This window comes from Bacillus thuringiensis, assembly GCF_022095615.2.
GTDB lineage: Bacteria > Bacillota > Bacilli > Bacillales > Bacillaceae_G > Bacillus_A > Bacillus_A cereus_AG.
In genome coordinates this window covers 451292-476470 of record NZ_CP155560.1, presented here as the reverse complement: position 1 = coordinate 476470, position 25179 = coordinate 451292, and the positions used below count along the sequence as shown (strand labels likewise).

The following is a 25179-nucleotide window of genomic DNA, read 5'->3' as shown; positions in this document are numbered from 1 at the left end:
CTTTGTATAGAGGTAGATACAGAATAATTGGTTTTCTTAAGGTATTTTTAAATATTTCATTCTTTAAAAAACAAAGTTAAACCCACCACATCTGTGAAGAATTTTCTTCAATTAAAATAGATTGAAGATTTTTTGTTGCACGTTTAAAACCTTCTTGAATAGACATGAGTGGGTCTTCGTGTTCAATACTTACAACATAATCATATCCATATGTACGAAGTGCACTCATCATTTGCGACCATTCTTCTAAGCTGTGGCCACAACCAACAGAACGGAACGTCCAAGATCTTGTTTTCACCTTACCATAGGGCTGCATATCTGTTAATCCATACATATTTACATTCTCTTGGTCAATGTAAGTGTCTTTTGCATGAAAGTGATAAATCGCATCTTCTTTCATCAATAACTTAATAGCAGCGACAGGGTCAATTCCTTGCCACCATAAATGACTAGGATCTAAGTTGGCACCTATCGCATTACATGTCTCTTCACGTAGTTTTAGTAATGTATATGGCGTATGTATTAAGAAACCACCATGAAGTTCTAAACCAATTTTCACACCATGTTCTTTTGCAAATTCACCAACTTGTTTCCAATAAGGAATGAGCTTTTCTTCCCATTGCCATTTTAAAATATCGTTGTATTCATTTGGCCATGGTGCAACAGGCCAATTCGGGTATTTTGCGTTTTCATGGTCTCCTGCTACGCCTGAAAAACAATTCACAACAGGTACGTCTAGTAGTGAAGCTAGTTGAATGGTTTTTAACAATGTTTCATGGGATTCTTTTGCAAAAGCAGTATCCGGGGATAAAGGATTTCCGTGACAACTAAAAGCGCTAATGATTAAATCTCTTTTTTGTACATGTTCTATATATGTGCTTCTGGCTTGTTCGCTTTCTAATAATAAATCTAAGTTACAGTGCGATCCTCCAGGATAACATCCTGTACCAATTTCTACAGCATTCAAACCGGCCGTTTGTACATAATTTAGCATTTCTTCAAACTCCATATGAGAAAAAAGTGTTGTAAATACTCCTAATTTCATTTATCTTCCCGTCCTTTCTACATGTGTGTTACTACTCTCGTAAATTGCATCAATAATTTGTGATACTTGCAGCGATTCCTCAGGTTTTACAATTAATTCCTCGTTGTATAAGCAAGCTTTTATAAAGTTTTCTGCTTGCAAAATTCCAGGATCACTGTTAGATCCTATCCAAATGGGTTCACTATTTAATAGCATATTATGTTTTGTTGTATATAATTCGATTGGAAAAACATTCATTCCACCGTTTACTCCGGAGATACTTACTTGTTCTTCATCATTTTTAATATTTGCTGCCCAAGAAGTTTCAAATATTAATGATGCTCCATTTTCAAACTTTATGTATGCGGTAACATGATCATCAACTTCAAATGTTTTATAATCATATTTCCCCCACATGTTTATTTGATTTGGTAGCTTACTAACTGCATTATAGACACTACCAATGACTTCTGTTTGTTTTGGATTTCCAATTAACCATAGTGCTAAATCAAGAAGATGACAGCCGTAATCTATTAAACTTCCTCCACCTTGTAATTCTTTATTTGTGAAAACGCCCCATCCTGGCACTTTCCGGCGACGGAGTGCTTTTACACGAACAACAAGAGGCGTTCCAATCTCATCTATCATTATTTTTTTTGCAACTTGTGACTCCTTCATGTAGCGGTAATGATAAGCGATAGCAAGTTTTTTACCGCTGTTTTTTGCAGATTCTATCATTTGTTCACATTCTGTCGTCGTTAAAGCCATCGGTTTTTCACATAATACATGTTTCCCTGCTTGTAATGCTGCGATAGAAATCTCAGAATGAAACTTATTTGGTGTACAAATACAAACAGCGTCAACTTCTTTAAAGACTTCTTCATATGTTTTAAATACATAGGGAACGTTATATGTCTTAGCGATTTGTTGTGCGCGTTTTATGCTTCTATCGTGTATAGCCGTAATCGTACAATATTCATGTAATTTTACAAATGCAGGGATATGGCGATTTTGTGCAATTCCCCCTGCCCCTATTATTCCAATGCGTAGTTTTATCATGTCTTCCCCTTTTCTCATAATGGAATTGTAACAATCTTTTTTGTTTCACTTGATTGTATGGCTGCTAAAATGACTTCTAACGATTTCATTCCATCTACACCATTAATTAATGGTTCCTTATCAGATAGGATAGACACTACAAATTGCTCAATCACATGTGAATTACTTTGGCCAACTGTGGCGTTTGATTGAATTTTATTAAGCTCATATTTTACAACTTCCCCAATTTTATATTGGATAATGAGTGAGTTAGTTGGGTCATCTTCTAGTCGAAGAGTTGCCTTTTCTCCATAAATAATTGTTGAATTATCTTCTTTGCTAACGTAAGACCAACTTGCTGCAAGTGTTCCGATAATACCACTTTCGCTTTTTAATATGCATATAGCACAATCATCTACATTCGAAAATGTTTTCGCGCTTGTCTCAACAAAGGCACCAACCTCTGTAATTTCTTCATTAAGAATATACCGAATTAAATCCGCTTTATGTACACCTAAATCACCCATTGCACCAAGAAAAGCCTCCTCTTTTTTAAAGAACCAGCTCTCTTTTCCATCTACACTCCAATTTTCAGGACCACTATGACCAAACGCTGTACGAAAGCTATATATTTTGCCGATTGCACCACTTTTAATCAATTGTTTTGCTTTTTGATGAGAAGCAACAAAACGCTGGTTATGGCCAATCATTAACTTTTTACCGCTTTTTTCAGCAGCTCGAATCATCATTTCCGCGTCTGCTTTTGACGTTGCCATTGGCTTTTCACATAGCACATGGATACCTGCTTGTAATGCAGCGATAGAAATTGATGCATGTAAATGATTTGGTGTACATACACTCACTGCATCTAACTCTTCACAATTGATAAGCTCGTTATAGTCAGTGTACATATTTACACCATAATTATTGGCAATCTTTTTTGCACGTTTTTTATTACTATCACAAACAGCCACAATCTGTACATATGGGTTTACTTCATATTCTGGTAAATGACGATGCTGCGCGATGCTTCCACATCCAATAATACCTACCTTTAAAATATTCAAGATCATATCCTCCTTTTGCTTGATTTGAAATTATTATAGAAATTTTTTGATTGAAAAAATATGCTATATATCGTTATGTTTTTATCAAATGTTGCCCTTTTTTATAAGAAATAAGAAAACTTTTGATAAAAGTGTTATATTGCTAACAAGGAGGTGTAAACGACTATGACAGAAGGGAATTGTAATAAACATACTGAAGCAATTGAAGAAAAGGTCATTTATCAAAATCCATTACTATTTTTAAAGGTATGGGACATTGTTATGGAAACTTCTTATTATGATCAAATCGAGAGGGCGCCTTGGCATTATCATGAAGAGATTGAGTTTTTAGCAATTATAGAAGGATATTGAGGCATACAAAGTAAAGATAAGTATATTGTTCTTGGCCCTGGAGATGTTTTTATTTTAGGGAAATCTGAGTTGCATCGGTCACATAAACCTTCTGCAGATTCTTTACACTACGTTGTGTTCCAAGTGAATTTAAAACAACACTTTGACCGAAGCATTATACAATATTTACATTGCTTTTCAGAACGAACTAAATCCTTAAATGAGTTAAACTATATTTTTGAACAAAATGAAGTAGTAAAACATGAAGCTTATGCTCTTATTATAGAAATTTTTACAGAATCAAAAAAGAAAATAAACGGATATGAAATCGCTATTAGTGTTGCTATTAAGAAATTACTCTTAATACTATTAAGAAACGACAAACATAACATTTTAAATTATAGTGAACAAGACGATTTGGCTCGTTTAAAACCAGTACTTGATTATGTAGAAGATCATTTAGGAGAAAAGATAACCGTAACCAAAGCATGCGCTTTAATAAATTTAAGCTATCATTATTTCATAAAATACTTTAAAAGAATTATGGGTATTTCTTTTTTTGATTATGTGAATTATAAGCGCATCAAACAAGCAGAAAGTTTATTAATAACAAGCGACCTTAGTATTACAGATGTTGGATGTGAAGTTGGAATTGCAAACATGTCACAGTTTTATAAGTTGTTTAAAAAAGAGAATAACTGTTTACCAAAGGAGTTTAAGCAGCGAATACAAAGCAGTAAACAAGCCACCCTTAAAAAAAATAATAGCTTGTAAGGGTGGCCTATTGTGTTGCGAATAGCTTTGTATTTAATTGTTTAATCTCCCCTTCTGCGAGAGGCTGATAAAAAGCATGCTGTAACCCTTCTGAATGTAATGCTTCTCCTATACAGAGCAATACTTTACCGGGGATTAAATCAAGCAGTAGTTCATTATTAATTTGCTTTGCTTGTTTTTCAGTAGAAACATAAATTATTAAGATTGTAGGGTTATTCCCAAATCCCTGCACAATAACATCTTTTCCTGATTCTACAAAAGTTTTCCATCTAGCAATTATTCGTTTTAATCGATCCTTTTTATCAGATAACAAGGTGGAGTATACAACAAAATTAATTTTACAATCTTCTCCGCTGTTTATTATAAAACTTAAAGGAGGGGTAAAAACCCCTTTACTAATGGATGGATGCATAATATGCCCTAAAAAGGATGGAGTGTAGCGTAAGTGACAAAGTAAGTCTATATCATGCCAATAACGCATGTGAACGTATTTACCATGATTATCAAGCCTCTCTGGAGCAAAGAAGAACATATTTCCTTGCCAGTATTTTAAGAGTTTATAACCATTATTGGATAACGTATATGTTTCTTCGCAGATTTCTATATCAAGAATTTCTACTTGCCATTTTTCAATCAATCGATAATAAAGTAACCCTTGAAGAGCATTTATAATTTTTTTCCGCGAAAATTTATTTTTGAATAGATATAATAAATGATTAAACCGAACCGATGTATGAACACCGATGAAATTGAGTATAGTATACTGTTCCTCTGTTAAACGCTGCTTGAACTTAACTAATTCGTCATAAGATTGGAATACATAGGTTTTATCCAAATCATGTACCCGATATATTTGATATCCTTGTGCATCCTCACTTGATAAATGAGGAATAGAAGGGATATAGGTAGACAATGGTTTTTCTACTGTACGCATAGTCATTCATTAAAATTGGTAAATTGACGAATTAGATTTTTTACTTTGGCCCTGCGGATAATTCAAAATACGAACAGTTCCTCTACGTTTTTTCGGATTAATATTTAGCAGCTCACACGTAACAATTGTTTGATTAATTGCATCCTCTGGAGTTGGATTAGCAAGATTACGGCTCTTTAACCCTTTAAATTGAATACCAGGTGCAACTTCTACAAAAATACCAGCAATTGCATCTACACCTACAATCTTACCTACAAAGCGGTCACGGCGTTTGTTTAGTTCTAATAGCTTGTCCATCGGATCTGTTTCTAATATTTTTTTATTTCCACTAAACTCATAGCGACCATTTTTTTCTACCACTTTAGCAATAACAAGTTCTATAACATCACCAATAATAATATCTTCCGGACGAACGAATGAATGGGACCATTGCGAGTATCGCACTCCTACTGTTACGCCATGAATTTCAACTAAGACCGTTTGTGCAGATGGGATATGCCCTGAAACGGTTCCTGTGTATACTTTATTTCCTTCTCGCGCTGTTACTTCTTCATATAATCTTTTTTGAAGTGCTACCTCCCCTGCTGTGATAGATACAACAGCAAAGTTTCCTTCCTCAGTTTTTTGAAAGTGTTCAATAATAACAGGCTTTGTTCTACCCACAAGCCATTGAGGATTTTTAGGAATGTTTATACCTGCCTCTGTAATTGGGCAATATGCTGTTGTATGAGTACCAATTTGCATTGTAAGCACTTGTATACGCTCAGACTTTCCGTTTTTAGCCGGGAATAGCTTTTCGGATACGACTGTAATCAAACCTTTTCCTACAGTACGCTCACGTTTCATACGGGCTAATTCCTCTAGTTCATGATCACGTACTCGCTCAAATTGATTAAAGTTTGTTTCTAACACTGTGTCACCTTGTGGGTTCACTGATTCAAAAGCCATTCCTAGTTCTTCTACAGTTGGAGTGTTTGTCTTATCTTCTGCCATTATATTTTCCTCCTAGAACGTAAAAAAGGACACACCTGTACCATTGGGATGGTACGTAAGGTGTGTCCTTCACGTAAATTATGTTTTATTTATATAGTTGTTAATACAAATATAATGGTGTTTCTGCTCAAATGCAAGAATAATTTTAAAATCATAAGTTTGCTATAGGTTGAATCAAAATCTAGAATGCAGTCTTACTAGGGGTACCGCCAGCATCTCGGAAAACTCCCACGCTAAGAGCATGCAAAATTTTATACAGTTTTTCGGCAAATCCAGTAACAAACTAGCATCCTAAAACCGGGCTAGAATAGGAATGTATAAAAAAATGTATAGATCCATAGAACAAAAAAAGAAGGTTCCCTTGTGAGAGTAGTGTTTCTCTTTTTCTTTGCTACCGATAATGAGACGTTATGTTAACCCAGCATGTATGAAATATACATAAATAAATCAACGAAAATCCATAAAACCCTTTCCAAAGACATGATAATATTTTGTTATGGGAGGGAGAGAAGAAACATGGCTGATTATGTAAAAGAATTAAGGGGATTTATAGGTACAAGGCCAATTATTGTAGCTGGTTCTACAATAATTGTCTTTAATGAAAAACAAGAGTTATTGCTTCAACACCGTTCCGATACAAACGATTGGGGTTTACCGGGAGGGGCAATGGAATTAGGAGAATCTTTTGAAGAAGTAGCTAAACGAGAACTCTATGAAGAAACAGGTTTGCTAGCTGAAAGTTTTGAACTAATAGATATTCTCTCTGGCGAAGATTTTTATTACAAATATCCACATGGAGATGAAGTATACAACATTATTGGTCTGTATAAAGCAAAAGGAATTACAGGTAATTTAAATATGGAAGATGGAGAAAGTATTGATTTAAAATATTTTCCTTTGAAAAACCTCCCTATTTTGCTTGAGGGTAGAGCTAAAATCATAATTGAAAAGTACTTCAAAGAATTCTAGATACATTTACTTCCGCTTTCGATAATTATGTAAATAAGCTGTCCATATGGACAGCTTATTGTATTTTTTGCTTAGCGTGGTTTTTTTTCTGAAATGCTGGCGATACCCTTACTAGATTTAATTTGAGGGTTACCAACTATTAATCAAAGAAATTGTTCAATTCTTTACTCATTACGTTCGACGTTTTTTGCTTTGGTTTCTCAATTTTATTAAGCAGCGACTGTGTAGTATTATTCATATTTTCTTGCTGAGCTTTTAAGTGCTCTTCGCGTTCTTTGTAACTCATACGTTTATATTCTGGTTGCTTCTCATTATTTCTTGAATTAACTTCCCTATTTTTTTCTAGGTTTTTATGAACAGTGATACTAATAGATTCATAAACTTTTGCTACATCTTCATCTAGCTTATTTACGTGGGTATGATTAAGCGTTTCTTCAATTGGAACCGTGTTGATTTCTACATGTGTTTCATCTGGCACTGATATTGTAACTGGAATTGAAGCAGATTCTATACTTGTTTCTGCAGTTCCTATCATTGTAGCGGTAAGTTCAGCAGATGGGAATTCTTCTAGTAGTGGTTCAGTCTTATCAGGAATCTCGGAATAAATAATGGAATCTTTATCACAATCTTGCTCTAACATACTAATGGATAATTCTTTATTCAGTTCTGCTACCTCAATGTTTATTTCATGGCATTCGTACATAGGAGGTAATTCTATATCTATGATTTCCCCAATATCTTCTTTCATGACTGGTCCGTTTATTTCAGTGCTTATACTCTCTATATGTGTTTCTTCTGCTATAACAGGCAGTTCACCATTTCGTTTTAGAGCTTCTATTAATCTCGATGCACGTGTATAACTAATTTTAAATGTGTCTTGTAGTACAGATATAGAGGCACTCCCCGATTCTTTCACAAAACTTAAAACATTGTCGTATAGAATATCCTTAAAGAAGCTAGCCTCCTCTTGTACGGTTCCTTGGTGTTCGCTTCTAATCGCTACTTCCTGTGAAATTGTATTATTAGATGAATGAGTAGTATTAACAATTGTTTCTTCTGACATTCTACTATTATTTGAAATTAATACTTTACGAGGTCCATCCCCAGTGTAAGAACTTACAACTTGATTTTGTTCTAATTTCTCAACACATTGCATAGCCTTCATATAGCCAATCTTGAATTTTCTTTGAAGAAGAGATGGCGAGACTTGTTGTGATTCAATAATAAATTCTTTAATATCTTCATACAACTTATTTTCAGCTTCATCATCAGCATTTCCATGCTGGTTCATAGCTGCGGGATCATTAGATAAGGTTTCATTTTGAGACTTGTGTTCCTTATAATCCTCTATTGATACAATGTGTTGATGCTCCCCGTTTGTTTCCATGGAGTTGTTCTGTTCAATCTCAACTTCTCGGATAGGCGGTAACGGTTGTATTGTCTTCATGTTCTCCGCATCTACCTGCTTTATAGGATTTGCTTTTGCAATAGATTCATTAATAAGACGAAGACGTTCATTTTCCCAATATCGTCCTATCTCTTCATCTACCTGTGTAATAGCTTGAGCAAATTCTTCTTTTGGTACAAAGTTACTCGTAATTTGTTGTACGGGTTGGACATGATTGTCTTGTACAATACGAGCAGCACAAATGAATGCACCTTGTGCCATGATATCTCCTGGTGACATAACAACTTCTTTTGTTTTTTGGTAGGTTGATCCTAATCGACTAACAGGATTCTCTTGCATAGGAGAAATACCCTGTTCGGATTCTGCCTCTTTAAATTCCTCTTTTTCACCAAACATATCAGAGAAAATTTTTGCATCATATGGTGTTACATCTCCAAATATCATTTTGTTACGGAACGAACCTAGTAAAGTAAACATGTATTGCTCTGTGAAGTCGAGAGCTAATTGGGAAAGTGTTTGGCTAGCAATTGTTAGAATTACTTTATATTTACGAGATTGTGCAGGGAATTCTTTAAACGGCCGCACAACATAATCCGGGAACTCATCGACAATTATGTGATGGTAAGGTGAAACGTTTGGTTCTCTCCGGAATACCGCATTCTGCATACTCAGCAATACAAATTTTCCTAATACATTTGAAAGGTCTGCTAATTCCCCTTTCGCAGTATTAACAAGTAGAATGCCACCTTGCTCTAAATGGACATCAAAATCAAAATTAGATTTTCCGAATAAAACACGTCTTATTAAAACGTTAGATGCTAAATCTTTTAAGATGTTGCGTAAACCTTTTACATATTCTTCTTCCCTGTCATAATGCATCGGTTGTCCGCGGTATTTTCCTGATTTATAAACCGCTGGTTCCCCTTGAAAATCCATTTTTTCACGAATGGTATTATCAAACCATTCATCAATACCTTTTATAATTTTATATTCATTTTTTTGATCACGTGAAGCTTCTCCACCTTGAACAAAATCATATAGCTTCTCGACCTGTACCTTTAATAATTTATGCATACGGTGAACACGTTCTACATCGTCATACATCTCAATCAAATCGTCGAAGGTGACATCTTTTTGCGGGTTATGAAGCTTTAATAAATAGATATGTTGTTTAAGGTGGTTACGTTGAGCTTGTTCAAAGAATGCGTTGTTAGATTCAGACAAGCCTTGAATAACCATTGCGAAAACCTCTGCTACTTTATCAACTGGTCCCCGCAGAATGTTTATATTTTTGGTATGAGGATTAGTTGGATCAATGTAATAAACGGAGCTTGATGGAACCTTATGTGCTTGTACCAATTTAAATACTTTTTGACACAAATCATTACTGGGTTCAATAACAGTGACACCATTTAAAAATGTTCCTTTTACGTCTTCTGTATCATAATCATTCTTTTTATACGCAGTTTCAAACTTATTTATGAAACGCACCATCCAGTGCAAATCTTGATTTATCATAGGAATAATTAAACTTGATGTTTTACCAGAACCAATTGGACCAATAATGATACCATTTAACGTCCTATCTTTCCCCTTAATTCGCACCATTTCTTTATGCTCAATATGCGGTCCAATTTCTACATCAGGATATATTTGTTCTTCTTGGCTATTAAACCATTTTTGTAACTTGTGATTTTTATACTCGTATTTTTGTACCCACTTTAATATTTCTTCTCGGTAACGGACAATATGGCCACTATACCAAAGTGTAAATAAAATCATAAATACTGAAGGTAAAAACACAAAAATCATAGTAAGTGTGTGAAAATTTCCTGTTAAAACATGACCTAAGGCCTCATACTCACCAAAATTTAAATGCTTTGATTTATCCGTAAGATATGGAATAACCTTTGCATGGATCGGAGCAGTTGCAAACCATAAAAATTGAATATCAACCGCAATATGAGAAGCAATCAAAATTATTATTTTCCCATTTTTTATATGCAAAGCAGGAATACGGCTGTAAAACCTAAAGCTGAACTCTCCTAATAGTAAAGAAAAGAACATTAAAAAGAGCGGTATATATGTAATTTCTATAGGATAAGACGGTGGTTCAAATGCATAGTAAAGTAGTTTTATGTAGTTTACTAAACCGAACCCAAATGAAAGAATAAACCCGCTAATTAAACCAATTGTAGTAAATAGAGGTAATCGTTGTTTAAATGTCTCCATATAGGTTCACCTACCTCTTACAGATATAATTGAGCTTTATGATGGAGTGTAAATCGATTATTGAATTCTTGTTTAAATTGTTCTTTTGATTTTTCTAAAAAGAATTTCGCTGCATCTTCGGTTTGTTTTAGATATAAATCAATGCTATTTCTTTCGCATAGTTGCTCGTACTCTTCTTGTGAAAGTACCGCAATATTTACTTCTATTTTTTTATTCGTTGCCGTTTCAATTATTACATCATACCAAAAGTAATTCGGTTTTCCTGGGATTTGGATATCTTGTAGAGAAACACTAAACGTTGCCCCCTCTTCTGTCATATGTTTTAGGACAAGTTCTGGATTCTTAAATGCTTCTCTTGCAGAGAGCACTCCTCCATTCGTTGTTGATGCAAATTGTAAATTCATTATTATTTTCCACCTTTCTCCATATAAAAAAAGACAAGCGACACCCACTGTAAAAACAGCGTGTGTCGCTTGCCTTAATTTCATATGTTCTGATTTGATTGTAATTTTTATTATATGTTCAATCGCTATTCTAACACCTTAAAAAATAGAAATCAATAAAATTGTATAGAAGTATATAAAAAATAATGGATTAATATAATTCTACAAGTTTACGTCTCTTTGGATGAATGTTATTTGCAGTACGTGCCATGATCTGTTCATTCGTGTCTATAGTGATACTCTCATTTTGTAAGGATAGTAGTAGTACGTTGTTATAAGTGTTCATTAAAAGAATATCTCTAGGTTTCTCACGTTTCGGATAAATAACAACAAGTGGAACGCCTTCATCCCCTTCTTTTCTTGAAAATACGACATCGTCTAGTCTAGCAATCATCCTGTAATCATTTTCATTTCCGAAAATAAAGAAGAAATCTTGGACCACATCTTTATCTCTCCTATACGTTCGTCGAAGTCCCCCATCTATTGGTTCTTTAAACGCTTGTACCTTTTCAACAAATGCGTAACGCCAATCGGCATCCCCTACTGTACGTTGAGATAAAGATAAAAGAATATCTTGTTCGAAGTTTTGATTATCATCTTTTTCAAGGATGATATCTGAAATTATATCTCCAGCATTTTTAAGTGAGCAGACGTGTACATGTAGATTGGTTTGATTCATTAAAATTTCATGATATTTCCGCATAGAAAATAATAGATTTTTCATCCGCACGTATGGTGGTTCAGCATCTTCTGCAAGGAACATAGTTTTGTCGTACATAACAAAAACAACGGTTATATTTTCATTCGTTTTTTGTGCGAAGTCTATGTACTTACCCACTTTTTCAACTAAGGTAGTATTTGTTTCTTTACACATATCCATCTCGATATAGATATTTTTACCTTGATATGAAATATGTTCATCAGGAATCAAAGGCAACTGGTCATCCTCAATTTTCATATTTTGTTTCTGGTAAAAAGAACGAATATCCATTTTATATAATAATTCATTGGTTTGATTTTTCTTTGTAGTCGCTAGAAGAGTACGCATAATGACTTCGCGTGAACATACTGTGTGAAAAGAAGTTGCTCGTGAGTACCTTCTTTTGGACCTTTTTTTGGGAATTCTCCCTATCCCCATTAAAAATTCAATTGTTTTTTCTTTTAAGGAAAATAAGGCACGTTTCGTAATGCTGTCATCCCTTTTATCTATTTTTTTAGTTAGCATAGCCCCGTATTGTGAGTATCGGTCAAGTTTTGTAAATATGCTAGCTTCAGAACATTCTCTTTCCTCAAATGCACTATATAACATTGTGATTTGTCGTGTTGTAAGAGCTCTTTTGTAATATAAAACTGTTAACATAAAAACATCGGCTTCTTTTAAGTGAAAATGTTTTTTGGTACCTGGTCGTTTATATTTATACACTTCTCCGTTCAAAGTATACACCTCTTATATTGAATTAGACTTAAATTAAATAATTATCATTTTTAATATACTATTACATTGATATGGTTGTTGTAAAATAAGAAAACATGAATAAGAGGTTTTGCTTTTCAGAGATACCCTATTTTGTACACCAGAGTTGGGATGGTAACTACTATTATAAATCTATTAAAAATTATGGCTGTATATGGATCTATTAAATCTTTCATGTTGTTAGGCCGATATACTACTAGACATCTAACAATAGTTATGATGAAATTTTGTTATAAAAATAATGTTTTGACGTCCTAACATTTATTAGATAGGAATAATAACATTTTGATTGATTACAACTATTCAAGAATTATAAAGAGGAGTTTTCTCTATATTTACTTAGAAAGTAAACTCTTTGTTGAAGTGCCCTCTCCTACTTTTGTTACTGATTCATTGTAAAAATTCAACTTATTCTTTTAGGTAATTTTTATCTTATTATACTTATTAATTTATTTAGACAAAAAAATAATGAGTGTTTCTACATAATTGTTGGTACGTTAAAAATGTGTCTACATGTGCTTAACATGAAGGTTCCATTCACATGAAATCAATTAGTTGTTAATTTTATGTGAAGTTCTAATTGCTATCATTATTCGTACTAAATTAATAAAACTTTTAGTGTAATGTAAGTATCACCTTGATGTTAATAAGTTAAGGATTTTCTGTTAATAATCTAATTTACATAAAAATTTCTTTTTTCATAGCAGTGATGCATTTTTTTAGCATAATACTATTAGAATGTCTTAGTTTAAGAGATTATTCACAGGGATTTTAAGAACTATTGCATCAGTCATCTTAACCTTTAATCCTCTTTTTAACATGTTAATTATAATTTGAGATGATCTCTGTTGTTCATATGAAATTAACAGCCGCTCCTAATGGCTTTCTAAGAATGACTGAAATTGACAAGGAATTGAATTTTAATGAGGCACAGAGTAAATTTTTTCTGTCAACAGATACATTCACGTGAACTAACAAGTAATAGATAAAGAACAGTGCATTAACATAACATTTACAATTGTCATCCTTATAAGAGATGAATCCCTTCAAAACAACTAAGTAATAAAAAAACTTTATGAAATCTTCTTAGTAACATATATATACGCAAGTATGACGTTTATTGTTTGAATATTGAATATTTTTCACGTGATTTATATAAGTTGTATAAATAAAGTTTATATATAAAACTTATATGAGAAGCTTACAAAAAAATAATAGAATATTACGTTGTAAATAAAATTTTATTTATCTTTGTTATAAAGGCGTTTATATATACGACCTATATATAAGATTTATATATAAGTCGTATATAATTAATTGTGAGTTTCATGTTAATAAAAACGAGTGATTTATCCTGTGTTTTTATCAGTTTTTTTTATAGTATTTTATTACCCGTAATTAAAATGTAAATTACATGAAATTTAAGATTGATATAACATATATACACGTTATATATACGCTGTATATATAAACCCTTATAAAACATAGATTCTTTATGATTTAATAGATATAAGGCTTATATATAAGTCCTATATATAAGTTTTATTTATAATGACTTGATATACAACGTGTAATGATGTACTATATTTCTAGGAATAATTAACCAATGCTTTAAGGGGGGGACAACTTGAACGAGGTTTTAAGTGAAAAATATCAAACAATCAAGTTTGCAGATGAAGTAGTAAACATGTTTGCTGATATACTTGAACAAGATGAGATACTCTACAGTGTATTTCTATACATAGGAAACGTAGTAAATAAACAATTTCAAGAGACAAAGTACATGAGAGGCATATCGATTAATGAAATAGTGGAAAATGTAGTTATTGATAGGAGAGTAAAGAAGAAAAAAGGTAAATCCTATTCATTAGAAGTTGAACGCACGAATATATCTAGACGTTCAGCAGAAATAAGTGTGAGTACGCTATCATCAATGTCTTTAATCTATGAAAAGACTATGCATCCATATAAATTTTTAATCTCGACTTATAGAGGGCAACAAGTACTTATTGAGTTAGGGAAAAGAAAAAAGGTAAATAAGGAGAGATAAAATAATGGCAAAAAACTTCTTGAAAAATGAAGTAGCAGTCAAAATGACAATGGTTGGATTTGGTCAAGCTGGTACTAGAATGGTAGATAAATTTGCGGAATATACACATACAGATGGCACAGCAGTATATAATTGCTTAGCACTAAATAGTAATGATGGAGATCTAGCTGAATTAAAAAATGTACCAAAAAGTAATCAAGTTTCACTTAAATTAGGTGGTTTAGGTAAAAACCCTGAACGTGCGGTAAAAGTTCTTGATTCAAATGAGGAAGCAAAAGATAAATTAAAAGAATTTATTACTGAACGTGTAAGACCTTCTGATGAACTTGTTCTATTCTTTGCGGGTTTAGGTGGAGGAACAGGAACTTCTACAATCATTAAAGCTATTGAAGAATTTTCGGCTTTTCATAACAAACCAGTAATCAGACAAGAATTACAAAAAGTTGCGCAGCAATATCCAATGTCTGAAATCAAAGCAAATCAAGCAAAGTTTGCTAGAATTGCATTTGAAAATGCTATTGAGCGCAAAGATTTTATTAAAATGGGGATTGTTGTAACACTTCCCGTACGAGCAGATGGGCCGGATGTATTACGACAAGTAAATAAATTTTCACAGGAGATTTGGAAATTAGCAAATGATAAATCCAAAGGTATAGCCTTTGTAGTATTTGCTGATAACCAGCACTTCTACGATGAATTTAAGGGATTAAATGAAAATGAGAAAAAAGGTATCGCCAATTCACGGGATTATGCAAATCAACGCATTAGTGAAATTATTCATGAGCTAAATACCGCTGCCAATGGATCTGGTACATCTGTAATACTCGATTCTCAAGACTTTAAGCGTATTTTACTTGAGAAAACGGGCTGTTTAGTAATTAATAAGGTTTCACGTAATATGAACCAGATAGAAAATAGCCATGCAATTATCGAGATGTTCCAAGAATCATTAAGAGGTAGCTCTTTCCATCCCCCAATTGATTTGATGAAGAAGAATAACGATGGTTCTGTAGAAGCGTCAAAAGTACATCATTTTGGTATGCTTGCTATCTTAGATGAGCAAAAAAATATTAATGATTCCTTTATGGATGATGCAAAGGTAGAAGTTTCAAATAATCTCCCAATAAACGGTACAGTGTTTAATGGATATTTGGTAAGTAAAAATGATTTCTTAGGAAGTGTATATACGTTCTATAAAACTGATGCATTACCATCGAGATTATCTAAAGGTTTAGTTGAAGAATTTAATGAGTTTAAAGAAAGACAAAGCCAAATTCAGTTTACTAAGTCTCAAATTAGTACTATCGAAAGTATTGATGAGGATGAGGATTTAGGCTTTGCATTTGGAGATTTTATCGATATGGGTAGTGACGAAGAAAATAATAATGCTGGAGCAAATGAAGAAGAAGATTTAGCAGATTTTCTAGATCCTGATAAGATGTTTGGTACTACAAAATAATAAAAAGTCTGGACTAAGCTCCAGACTTTTTTATTATTCCACAGAATTCATAAGAGATTTTATATAATCAATTATATTATCCTGTATATACTGTTCAATGAAGAGTTGTTTTTTACCCAAATCTTCCTCTTTTTTAAACCATCCTACCTTTCTAGTACGTTCCTCTTCAGCTTTACTATTCCACAGGCCTTCAGCCTGCTTTCTTAACTCCTGACGTGCCCTATGCTCAATAATGAAATTATCAAGTCTATCTTGGCGCTGACGTAATTTTATGGTTTCTGCATCTTCGGGTTGTGGTAACTGTTTAAGTATACTGTCTACCCTCTCTTCGTAACGAGACTCAATATGTTTTATTTTTTCTTCTAACTGTTTAGCTACCATTTTTTCAATGATTTCTGCAGTGGCCTGAAGGTTTAATTCAGTAGACACTTCATTTGATTGATTTTCTGGTGATACAGGTCTTAAATCGAATTGGTGTGGTAATAGGTCAATAATTGCATCTAAAGACCATTTCTCATCCCTTTTTTGCTTAATAAATAGAGCAATTTCAAGATCTAATGTATTATAAAGTTTTTCATTTGTATTTTGGGTTCTTAACGTTTCGTGGAGCCCTTTTTCCTCTAAAATATTGAACCAATTATAAACAGTATTGTGATGACGTCCAACTAGTTTAGAGAATTCAGTTATTCGCCATGCCTTTTCAAAAATATTATCATCTAATATGTCATCATCGTTAATTTGATGGTCATGTGATTCGCTTTTTTGTTCAATCATTGTAACAACCTCCTTAAAAATCAGCTCATGAACACTCAATTTGAAATTAACATGTGGACTGAAATTAACATGTTAGGTAGTATTTCGCTAATATGTATGCAAATCCCTATGTATTCAGTAACTCACATGAAATATAAAATTAACATGTAATCGAATATTTGTTAACAGAACATTACCTATCTAAATAGTATACGCTGGACTTGTTGATACTATTGTCACCCTAAAGTATATAAATGGCAATGTTCTATCAATGGATAACACTATCTTTTATGTTAGCAAGATTACTGATAGTTGCCATGAGATTAACAAAATACGTTACTTAATACTAATGATAAGGAAATATAGGTATTTTGTAAACAAGTTATGAGGAGATAATCAATGATAGTGCGGAAAAATCAACTAATGTAAGCTAGGGAATTTAAATAATAATGTATAATAGCTAGAAAAAAAGGTAATAATATAACCAAATTAGCAATATTTGTCCTTATAAAATACTGCTAGGAATATAGGATTAGAATTAATGTGAATCGACTTTAAGGTTTAATGCCTACTCTATGTCACGATCAATAGGATATTTACGTGTATTTTAATAGTGTATGGAATATTTAAGATAGATTTATGTCACCGTGTTAACACTCGCGATTTTCAAACAATCACAAGCTGTTATTTGTTTAATTTTCAACAAGACAGCTGTTGTTAAAGGTTGAAATCACTCATTTTGGATGAAATTTCACCCTTACTGACATTAATATAAGATGTGACATTGACATAGAACTGGTTTTTGGTGGATAAATATCAATGTCTTGTCAACTGAACCATCATTAGCTATCGTTGTATTGGTGATGTTCTTATGTATATGGAATCAAATATAAGAAAGACTCATCCAAATTAACCGAATAAGCCTTTTAACACCTCTTTAATAATGCTTAATTTAGCGGATGAACGAACATATAATTAATTATTGACTGATTCTGTTACAAAGATCTAAACTTCTATTATTAACATGAGATCGATATTTAAACACATTACTATAGTTCATTGTCAATTTCATGTCAACCAAACGAATAAAATGTAAATGCGGTAGTTGTATATAGGTTATTGATAACTTGAACTTTTTACATGGTTAGAAGTTCAAGTTACAGAATTAATAGCTATTGGCAATACCCTATTATAAATTGTTTTTAATAGAGCTATTAATGAGTATTTGTACTTATTGCGTTGCAGTTGTTGATATGAAATTAACATATCACTTTAAGTTACGGCATTACATGTCAATATCAGCTTATATGTCAATGTGAGTGTGTGTTGTGAAGAAGATGTTTTTTGTTTATAAAACATCGATAACAGAGATAACGTAGCTTTGAGAATTCAATCGTTTATAAACAATGTGGTATTTTGTAGAAAAGCTTCAGGTCTCTTGAAATGGTATAAGTAGTACGCTATAAGGCTTGATTTACATGTAAAAGTTAGCTTAAATGAAAGTGGCGAGGATCTGAATGTATAATTCCTCAAATCTATACTCCTATCGTTAACATGAGATTGATATTAAAACACCTTACTAGAACCTAATGTCAATTTCATGTCAACCATAGTAATGAAATATTAATACGATAGTTTCATATAAAGTATTGATAGATGGAACTGTGTACATATGATTAGAAGTTTTATATCTTGTGATAAGTATTTAAGTAATTAATAAATAAATAAATAAATTTATTTATTAGAAGATCGAGTTACAGAATTGATAGCTATTAAAAAAGTGTTTTCCTATAGGGTTGTTAATAGATATTTATAGTTAATGTACCTAGTGTATTGATATGAAATTAACATTTATGGTAGGTTTTATGATTGCATGTCAATGTCAGTTGATATGTCAATGTGAGTGCGTGTTTCAAAGGGGGATTTTCTTATTCAAATGACATCAATAATAGGGATAATGTAGTTTTGAAAGTTCAAATGGTATATAAACATCTTGGTATTTTGTACACAAGCTCCAGGCCTCTTGTAGTAATCATTTAAATAAGTAATGCATTAAATGATTTGAATGACATGTGAAAGTTAGTTTAAATGAAAGTGACAAGAATCTGAATGTATAATTGCTTGATTTCGTGTGTATAATTAACATGTAAACAATGATTGGTTGGATCTGTTGCAAATATCTGCACTACTATTATTAACATAAAATTGAATTTAAATACTTTACTATATTCTATTGTTAACTTCATGTTAACCAAAAGGATAAAATGTTAATGTGATAGTTTATTAATAGATTGAGATTTGCATTTGATTAGAAGTTTTATATTTAGTTAATAAGCAATTAATTTATTAAATGTTTATATTACAGCATTAATAGCTATGAATAATATTACCGTTAAAACGTATTTTTAAATTATTAATGAGTATTTGTATTTATTGCATGAAAACTGTTGATATAAAATTAACATTTCTTTTCGGTTTTCGTTCGACATATCAATGTCAGTTGATATGTCGATGTGAGTTTAGGGTGCGAAAAGGGGTTTTCTTGTTCATACGACATCAATAACAGAGATAATGGAGTTTCAAAAGTTGAATAATATATAAAGATTATAGTGTTTTTTACGAAAGCTCGAGATCTCTTGGAGTAATCTTTTGAATATAGTGGTCTGTTAAGAGAATTTATTGAAATGTAATAGTTTTTCTACATGAAGATGATAAAAATCTAAATGTATATTGCTATTAACAGATGGTTATTTAAAATTTATTCTATTAAGAAGTGTATCTTATAAGATATTAATGATATCTAATATATACTTATTCTATTAAAATGTTGATATGAAATTAACAATTCTCCTTGGATTTTTCTTTACATATTAATGTCGGTTTATATATGAATGTGAGTGTACTTAATAAAATAAGCTTTTTATTGTTTACATAATATTAATATGGAGACGATTGTATGTTAAGTAGTTTTAAAAAAATAATCGTAAATAAAATTACGAGATTTTGTTATAATAATTGCAGATTTTTAGTAAATAATCTTCTGTACATTGTATTATTTTAAAAATTGTTTGATTAATATAGAAGTTTGTGTAATTAACTGTATTTTTGAGTTTAGATACATGGAAGTATAGAGAAAGAGGAATAGTTATATGTGCACAAGAATGCAATAAAGCTATTGACTTTTAAAAATTATAGCTTTATTCTTATGTGTGAATGACAATTATTCAAGATTAATATACAAATTAATAGATTTAATTTCTAGCTAAACGGACACACCGAAGGCACATAACCTGCCATTGGTGTGTCTTTTTTTGTATATATAACATTTGAGAGGGAGAATCCAGGCTATGAATGAAATTATAAACCTGAGTAAAAAGAGATTTACAAAGTATTGTGAGGATAATACAACATTTGAGGAAAGTATTAATCGAATGATTAATCATTACTTTTTGCAGTTAGGTAATAGAACGAATATCTTACAAGAAAGAGAATTTAATAACGAAGTTGAAGAACAAAAATTTAAAAATAATGTAAAACGTTTTGAAACTTTATTCCCAGCAGCAGCTAAGAATGCGTTTTTAAAAGGGTATCAACTTTGCCTAGAGTTTATACATCATCCTGAAACACAAATTCCAGACACTTTATATACTGATCCTAACTTTATAAAAGATATTCCTTTTGCCTTAGCAAATGCATCTGAATTTGAATTATACGAGATCATTCGAACTGATGAAACACAGGAGTTCTGTGTGTTTGCCGTACGAACATATGAGGGGATTCATCCATTACTAGAACAAGTATTCTGTGAAATCGCATTCGCTGGTGCTGAATGTGCTTTTGAACATGAGCGATTGGAAAAAGGTTTTGAATTAGAAAAAGGTGATATTACCTCGTTAACCAAAGCTCCTATAGATCGTCTTTTTGCTATTACGCCTTCAATTAACGGAGTTGTTGTGCATGTAGAAGAGAATTGTGAGATTTGGAATTTAAATTGGAATAGTAAAGTAACAATTGACGATCCTTTTATTGAGGTTGCTGAGGTTACATTTATTTATCAAACAAAGGATATTATTCAAAAAAATATTGAAGATGGTGTTTTATACTACAGCATTCTTTTTCTTGATACACCTTTACATGAGATACAAGATCGATTAGAAATACGAGTAAAACTAAATTCTGATTTTGGGGCTCCACGTCCAATGGAACAAGTTGAAATCGAGTATATTCTGAATGAGATTATTGGGAAGATTCATCTTCAGGCACAGATTCCAATTGAAAATATGATTTTAATCCAACGTTAGAGTTTGTAGGAGGTTAAGTATGTTGAAAAAAATCGTTTTAGCTATTAGTGATACTGTATATACGGCATATTTACGTGAGGATTTTACTGGTGCGGGATTTGAAGTAGCTGATAGTGATGTGATGCACATCAAGTATCTTGATGAAATTCTAGATATGGAACAACCCGATATTCTATGTATTAATGACAAACGATTAAATATTGATGCGGGACATGAGGAGAAACGTGAATTAATTATTTTACAGAAACTAAGAGATATTCGATTTAATCGGGATATTCGTATAGTGGTATTTACAGAACGTGAAAATGATGATGAGTTTTTGGCAAAACTGATTTATCTAGGTATCTATGACATTTTTAACTCTCGTAAAATTGATATTGATAATAAAGTAATCCCGCAGCTGCTACAGGAGTCGGATATTAAAAATGTAGCAGAAATTGTAGGAGCAAGTCAGGCACCACAACAAACAAAGTTGCCCGAAATTCCTGTTGATGAGGAAGAAGAGGAAGTATCAAGTGAATTAAAGAAAGGTGGCAACAATGAACCTTCCTCTAATTCCAACAAACTATTTAAAAACAAACAAAAGCGTAAGTCTGTTCCAGATGAGACGCCAAAAGCACCCATTATAAAAAAACAGTATAAATTGGCTTTTGAGCCGGTATATGAAAAACAAATAGGTATTGCTATTCCGAGAAGAACAATTGTTATTGCCAGCATGAACAGAAGAAGTGGTGCAACTTTTGTTTCACATCTTTTAACTGCTTACTTAAATGAACTACAGATTGATGTGAATTATATAGAGAATCTATATGATGATGGCTATACTTATCCTTTATTAAAGGGATATACAGAAGCACCAGAAAACTATCGTAGTGAATTTATGTTGCAGCGATATAAGGAGATGCTACAGAAGGAATCTGATATATTATCAATTCCAAAATGGAAGCAAGGAAGAATAAATTATATTGTAAAGAATCCTATAGTGGACCAAGAGCTGAAAAACGAGACAGAGCAGGACTTTGACCATTTTATTAAGGTTTTATTGGCTAACCAAGAAGCACCTATATCTATTATTGATGCGGGGTACGATTGGGATAAAGATTTATACCATGAAGTATGCGAAATGGCAGATTATATCTTCTTTGTAGCGGAACCAGATCTGCATCAATTGCTAAAGATAGCGCATCCCCTTACACAAAAAGAGAGAAAGCTCGTTTCTTACTTAGCTTTAGAGAAAACGAGAATCATTGGGAATAAGTTTTCTCCTGCACTTTTAAAGCATGAAGTAGTAGAGGAATGTTTAGGAGATAAGTTATTAACTGCTTTACTATCATATGAGATAGAAGATGTATTTGAATCTCAATTAAATAGTAGTACGTTGCTATCTAGTCGGAACTATTATAAAGAGCTTGAAGAAATAATGAAGGAACTAGCAGAACTATTGCTACCAAACCAATTGTTGAACCAAAAGAAAAGTTCCATTTTAAGTGGATTTCGTTTTCGGAAGTCTGAAAATTAAGGGGAGTGAAGAGAGATGCAAAAATTTATTATAGGTGCCGCCTCATTATTATTATTTGTTGGCTGTTTATTCTTAATGACAGATATGATTATTGGAGATACAACACACACAGATAATAAGTCTGCATTAGAACGCGCTGGAAGTACAGCAATGGATAAAGCCGTAAAAGTAGGTGTTCTACGAGCGCAAGAAGAAATTACTATTGAACCAGAAATCGCAAAGAAAGAATTTGAAAAGTCTTATAACCAAAATGCAACATTTAAAGATCCGGCATCAAAACGAGAGTTTTCTGTACATGCTGTACAAGAGCAACCTGCAATGATTGCGGTTGAAGGAGAAGCCGAAGCTGCTAGTTATACTAAACAATTTGATGAAAAGAAAGGCAGCATTAAGAGTAACGCAAAACACATATTTATTTATGAAGCGGATTCTGACAACAAGAAAGCTGGAGGAAACGTGAAATAAATAAGAAAAAGTAGGTGTGTAAGAAATGCAAAATACAGTAACAACAGCGCTTTTTCTAACGCTTTCTTTATTATTGATAACTCTTATACCAGAAGGTGTACTGTATGGAATGCAGTTAGTAAAGGCACATGATTTTGCTTCTAGTACAGTAGAGTTAGCAGAACAAACAGGTGGTTTTCAGTACACATATGAAGGGAAAAACGTAAATCTAATTCCTGATATAGAGAAGAAAATGAAAGAGCAGAATATGGATGGATGGAAATATGAATATACTAAAGGGCGCGTAGATCATAATCAGCCATTAAATTTTAAGATAAAAGCTGAACATCACTTCTTTATTTTTAAAATGATAGGGATTGATAGTGTGAAAGCGCCGATATGGGCTAACAAAGATGGAATGGGACAAATCTATTTCCGTTGAAAATACTAATATGTATAAAAAGTGGTAAAAAACTATACTGAAAAGTGTAGTTTTTTTGCCAGAAAAATATATCTAAAAATAAACATATAAAAATACTTTACAAGCCTATTTCTGTATGGTGATATTTTCCATATAGAACAGCGGTTATAAAAAAATATAAATTCGTTAATTTATATGTTAAAGTATCTGGATTTTATATTTAAATTCGGTACAATAAAGGAATCTATGAAAAAACTAATATATTTGGAGGAACTAACAATGGCAAACAAACTTTTAAAAACAGCAACAGCATTAACAATTATGGGTACATCATTACTAGGAGCAGGAGCTTTTACTGCTAAGGCTGATAACACAGACTCATTAAAATTCAATGATGTTCCAGCAAATCATTGGTCTACAAAAGCAATCTATGATCTAGCAAACCGTAAAGTAGTAGCAGGATACGGAAATAATGTTTTTGGATTTGGTGACAATGTAACTCGTGGACAAGTCGCTCGCATGATTTATGCATATGTAAAACCAGCAGATGCAGATGCTAGCTTCAAAAATCCATTCAACGATATTAAAGGACATATGTTTGAGAAGGAAATCTTAGCACTTGCTAAAGCTGGTCTAGTAAGTGGGTATGGTGAAGGGAAATATGGTCCAGATGATGTCTTAACTCGTGAACAAATGGCGCAAGTACTTACAAATGCTTTTAAATTTAAAGCTACTAAAACAACATCATTCACTGACGTGGATAAAAACTCGTGGGCATATAATGCAATTAATGCATTAGAAGAAAATAGCGTTACAATTGGTACAGGCGGTAAGATGTATTCACCCTATGCACATGTAACTCGTGAACAATATAGCCAGTTCTTATATAACTCTATTAATGCAGTAGAAAAAGAGACTAAGCCAGAAGTAAAGCCAGATCCAAAGCCTGAAACAAAACCAGAAGAAAAACCAGAGGTGAAGCCAGATCCAAAACCTGAAACGAAACCAGAAGTAAAGCCAGACCCAAAACCTGAAACGAAACCAGACATTTTAGATGAAAAACTAATATCAAATGAGTTCACTTTTAATAAAGAATGGTATGAATCTTCAAAGGTAGTTAATAACTCAAGCTCCATTCAAGCGCAATCTTTAATTAATGAAGTAAATAAAAAGTATAATACTAATTTAAAATACGCGGAAGTTGGTGGGGTTGTAAGATTGGTGGATAATGGAATGTACTTGCCAGAAGGTTCATTAAAAGCTCAATTTTATATTGTTCCAATAAATGAAGATAGTTTTAAAATTATTTTCTTAGATAATAATGATGCGACAGTAGCTTTGGCAATGAAATGGCCGACTCTATTAAAATCAGATCTAAATTTAGATGAAGAAATTCAAGAAACAGTCGAATCTCATGTAGTAAATACTTATGAAAAAGGAAAATATAAAGTTCGTATTGGAAACTCAACAGCTGATCACATGATGTATGTTCAAGTTGAGAGTAAGTAGTAGAATGCATATTGTTTCTTTTGGTAGATAATGACAT

At 32.3% G+C, this 25179-nt stretch carries 17 protein-coding genes and 1 pseudogene; 9 read left to right on the top strand and 9 right to left on the bottom strand.

Translation table 11 applies throughout. The annotated features are described in order from the left end of the window. Window positions 1-76: 76 nt before the first annotated feature. The 3 genes from KZZ19_RS29085 to KZZ19_RS29075 are packed head-to-tail and all read right to left on the bottom strand — an operon-like array spanning window position 77 to window position 3129. On the bottom strand, window positions 77-1045 hold the full coding sequence (locus KZZ19_RS29085) for a sugar phosphate isomerase/epimerase family protein (RefSeq protein WP_226546217.1): 969 nt from the start codon (window positions 1043-1045) through the stop codon (window positions 77-79). Next, window positions 1046-2083, bottom strand: coding sequence for a Gfo/Idh/MocA family protein (locus tag KZZ19_RS29080; RefSeq protein WP_432442732.1), 1038 nt, complete (start codon window positions 2081-2083; stop codon window positions 1046-1048). It abuts the gene before it with no gap. 14 nt (window positions 2084-2097) lie between these two features. Continuing rightward, a complete protein-coding gene (locus KZZ19_RS29075) occupies window positions 2098-3129 on the bottom strand; it encodes a Gfo/Idh/MocA family protein (protein WP_237982657.1) in 1032 nt (343 codons plus the stop codon). A gap of 165 nt (window positions 3130-3294) precedes the next feature. Here KZZ19_RS29075 and KZZ19_RS29070 point away from each other — a divergent pair. Further along, a pseudogene (locus KZZ19_RS29070) lies at window positions 3295-4233 on the top strand (helix-turn-helix domain-containing protein). A 7-nt stretch (window positions 4234-4240) separates the two neighbouring features. Here KZZ19_RS29070 and KZZ19_RS29065 read toward each other — a convergent pair. Together KZZ19_RS29065 and KZZ19_RS29060 are read right to left on the bottom strand one after the other, a co-directional pair. Next, window positions 4241-5167 carry a hypothetical protein gene (locus tag KZZ19_RS29065; RefSeq protein WP_237982658.1) on the bottom strand — a complete coding sequence of 309 codons (927 nt, stop codon included), beginning with the start codon at window positions 5165-5167 and terminating at the stop codon, window positions 4241-4243. A gap of 9 nt (window positions 5168-5176) precedes the next feature. Beyond that, entirely contained in the window at window positions 5177-6160 is a 984-nt protein-coding gene (locus KZZ19_RS29060; protein ID WP_237982659.1) for an RNA-binding protein, read from the bottom strand. Window positions 6161-6676: 516 nt separating this feature from the next. On the opposite strand from KZZ19_RS29060, the gene KZZ19_RS29055 reads away from it, so the two are divergent. After that, a complete protein-coding gene (locus KZZ19_RS29055; protein WP_226546224.1) occupies window positions 6677-7129 on the top strand; it encodes an NUDIX hydrolase in 453 nt (150 codons plus the stop codon). 139 nt (window positions 7130-7268) lie between these two features. On the opposite strand, the gene KZZ19_RS29050 is transcribed toward KZZ19_RS29055, so the two are convergent. From KZZ19_RS29050 to KZZ19_RS29040, 3 genes are all read right to left on the bottom strand, one after another. Next, window positions 7269-10769, bottom strand: a complete 3501-nt coding sequence (locus KZZ19_RS29050; RefSeq protein ID WP_226546226.1) for a DNA translocase FtsK — start codon at window positions 10767-10769, stop codon at window positions 7269-7271. Between the two features lie 17 nt (window positions 10770-10786). Then, on the bottom strand, window positions 10787-11173 hold the full coding sequence (locus KZZ19_RS29045) for a hypothetical protein (protein WP_016135720.1): 387 nt from the start codon (window positions 11171-11173) through the stop codon (window positions 10787-10789). Window positions 11174-11363: 190 nt separating this feature from the next. Continuing rightward, the gene (locus tag KZZ19_RS29040) at window positions 11364-12647 is read right to left on the bottom strand and encodes a replication-relaxation family protein (protein ID WP_237982660.1); all 1284 of its coding nucleotides are present in this window, start codon (window positions 12645-12647) and stop codon (window positions 11364-11366) included. Between the two features lie 1666 nt (window positions 12648-14313). On the opposite strand from KZZ19_RS29040, the gene KZZ19_RS29035 reads away from it, so the two are divergent. Together KZZ19_RS29035 and KZZ19_RS29030 are read left to right on the top strand one after the other, a co-directional pair. Continuing rightward, window positions 14314-14736: a hypothetical protein gene (locus KZZ19_RS29035; RefSeq protein WP_016089810.1), complete on the top strand. Its 423-nt coding sequence runs from the start codon at window positions 14314-14316 to the stop codon at window positions 14734-14736. A gap of 4 nt (window positions 14737-14740) precedes the next feature. After that, window positions 14741-16195: a cell division protein FtsZ gene (locus KZZ19_RS29030; protein ID WP_098342726.1), complete on the top strand. Its 1455-nt coding sequence runs from the start codon at window positions 14741-14743 to the stop codon at window positions 16193-16195. Between the two features lie 33 nt (window positions 16196-16228). Here the strand turns inward: KZZ19_RS29030 and KZZ19_RS29025 are convergent, their stop codons facing one another. Next, window positions 16229-16969 carry a hypothetical protein gene (locus KZZ19_RS29025; protein WP_016089808.1) on the bottom strand — a complete coding sequence of 247 codons (741 nt, stop codon included), beginning with the start codon at window positions 16967-16969 and terminating at the stop codon, window positions 16229-16231. Between the two features lie 3326 nt (window positions 16970-20295). Here KZZ19_RS29025 and KZZ19_RS29020 point away from each other — a divergent pair. The 5 genes from KZZ19_RS29020 (at window position 20296) to KZZ19_RS29000 (ending at window position 25142) form a co-directional block, all read left to right on the top strand. Continuing rightward, window positions 20296-21249, top strand: coding sequence for a hypothetical protein (locus KZZ19_RS29020; RefSeq protein WP_237982661.1), 954 nt, complete (start codon window positions 20296-20298; stop codon window positions 21247-21249). A gap of 19 nt (window positions 21250-21268) precedes the next feature. Beyond that, window positions 21269-22768 (top strand): hypothetical protein, encoded by a 1500-nt coding sequence (locus KZZ19_RS29015; RefSeq protein ID WP_237982662.1) that lies wholly within the window; start codon window positions 21269-21271, stop codon window positions 22766-22768. A gap of 15 nt (window positions 22769-22783) precedes the next feature. Next, window positions 22784-23233 carry a hypothetical protein gene (locus KZZ19_RS29010; protein WP_237982663.1) on the top strand — a complete coding sequence of 150 codons (450 nt, stop codon included), beginning with the start codon at window positions 22784-22786 and terminating at the stop codon, window positions 23231-23233. Between the two features lie 25 nt (window positions 23234-23258). Beyond that, a complete protein-coding gene (locus tag KZZ19_RS29005) occupies window positions 23259-23654 on the top strand; it encodes a DUF4320 family protein (protein WP_001181745.1) in 396 nt (131 codons plus the stop codon). 225 nt (window positions 23655-23879) lie between these two features. After that, complete coding sequence (locus KZZ19_RS29000) at window positions 23880-25142, top strand: S-layer homology domain-containing protein (RefSeq protein ID WP_348638058.1); 1263 nt, start codon at window positions 23880-23882, stop codon at window positions 25140-25142. Window positions 25143-25179 lie beyond the last annotated feature (37 nt).

Excerpts from the sequence above, each read along its gene's own strand:
- KZZ19_RS29025 (WP_016089808.1), bottom strand. The coding sequence starts at position 16,969 with ATGATTGAACAAAAAAGCGAATCACATGACCATCAAATTAACGATGAT.
- KZZ19_RS29060 (WP_237982659.1), bottom strand. The coding sequence starts at position 6,160 with ATGGCAGAAGATAAGACAAACACTCCAACTGTAGAAGAACTAGGAATG.
- KZZ19_RS29080 (WP_432442732.1), bottom strand. The coding sequence starts at position 2,083 with ATGATAAAACTACGCATTGGAATAATAGGGGCAGGGGGAATTGCACAA.
- KZZ19_RS29005 (WP_001181745.1), top strand. The coding sequence starts at position 23,259 with ATGCAAAATACAGTAACAACAGCGCTTTTTCTAACGCTTTCTTTATTA.
- KZZ19_RS29065 (WP_237982658.1), bottom strand. The coding sequence starts at position 5,167 with ATGCGTACAGTAGAAAAACCATTGTCTACCTATATCCCTTCTATTCCT.
- KZZ19_RS29050 (WP_226546226.1), bottom strand. The coding sequence starts at position 10,769 with ATGGAGACATTTAAACAACGATTACCTCTATTTACTACAATTGGTTTA.
- KZZ19_RS29045 (WP_016135720.1), bottom strand. The coding sequence starts at position 11,173 with ATGAATTTACAATTTGCATCAACAACGAATGGAGGAGTGCTCTCTGCA.
- KZZ19_RS29085 (WP_226546217.1), bottom strand. The coding sequence starts at position 1,045 with ATGAAATTAGGAGTATTTACAACACTTTTTTCTCATATGGAGTTTGAA.
- KZZ19_RS29000 (WP_348638058.1), top strand. The coding sequence starts at position 23,880 with ATGAAAAAACTAATATATTTGGAGGAACTAACAATGGCAAACAAACTT.
- KZZ19_RS29055 (WP_226546224.1), top strand. The coding sequence starts at position 6,677 with ATGGCTGATTATGTAAAAGAATTAAGGGGATTTATAGGTACAAGGCCA.
- KZZ19_RS29030 (WP_098342726.1), top strand. The coding sequence starts at position 14,741 with ATGGCAAAAAACTTCTTGAAAAATGAAGTAGCAGTCAAAATGACAATG.
- KZZ19_RS29020 (WP_237982661.1), top strand. The coding sequence starts at position 20,296 with ATGAATGAAATTATAAACCTGAGTAAAAAGAGATTTACAAAGTATTGT.
- KZZ19_RS29015 (WP_237982662.1), top strand. The coding sequence starts at position 21,269 with ATGTTGAAAAAAATCGTTTTAGCTATTAGTGATACTGTATATACGGCA.
- KZZ19_RS29010 (WP_237982663.1), top strand. The coding sequence starts at position 22,784 with ATGCAAAAATTTATTATAGGTGCCGCCTCATTATTATTATTTGTTGGC.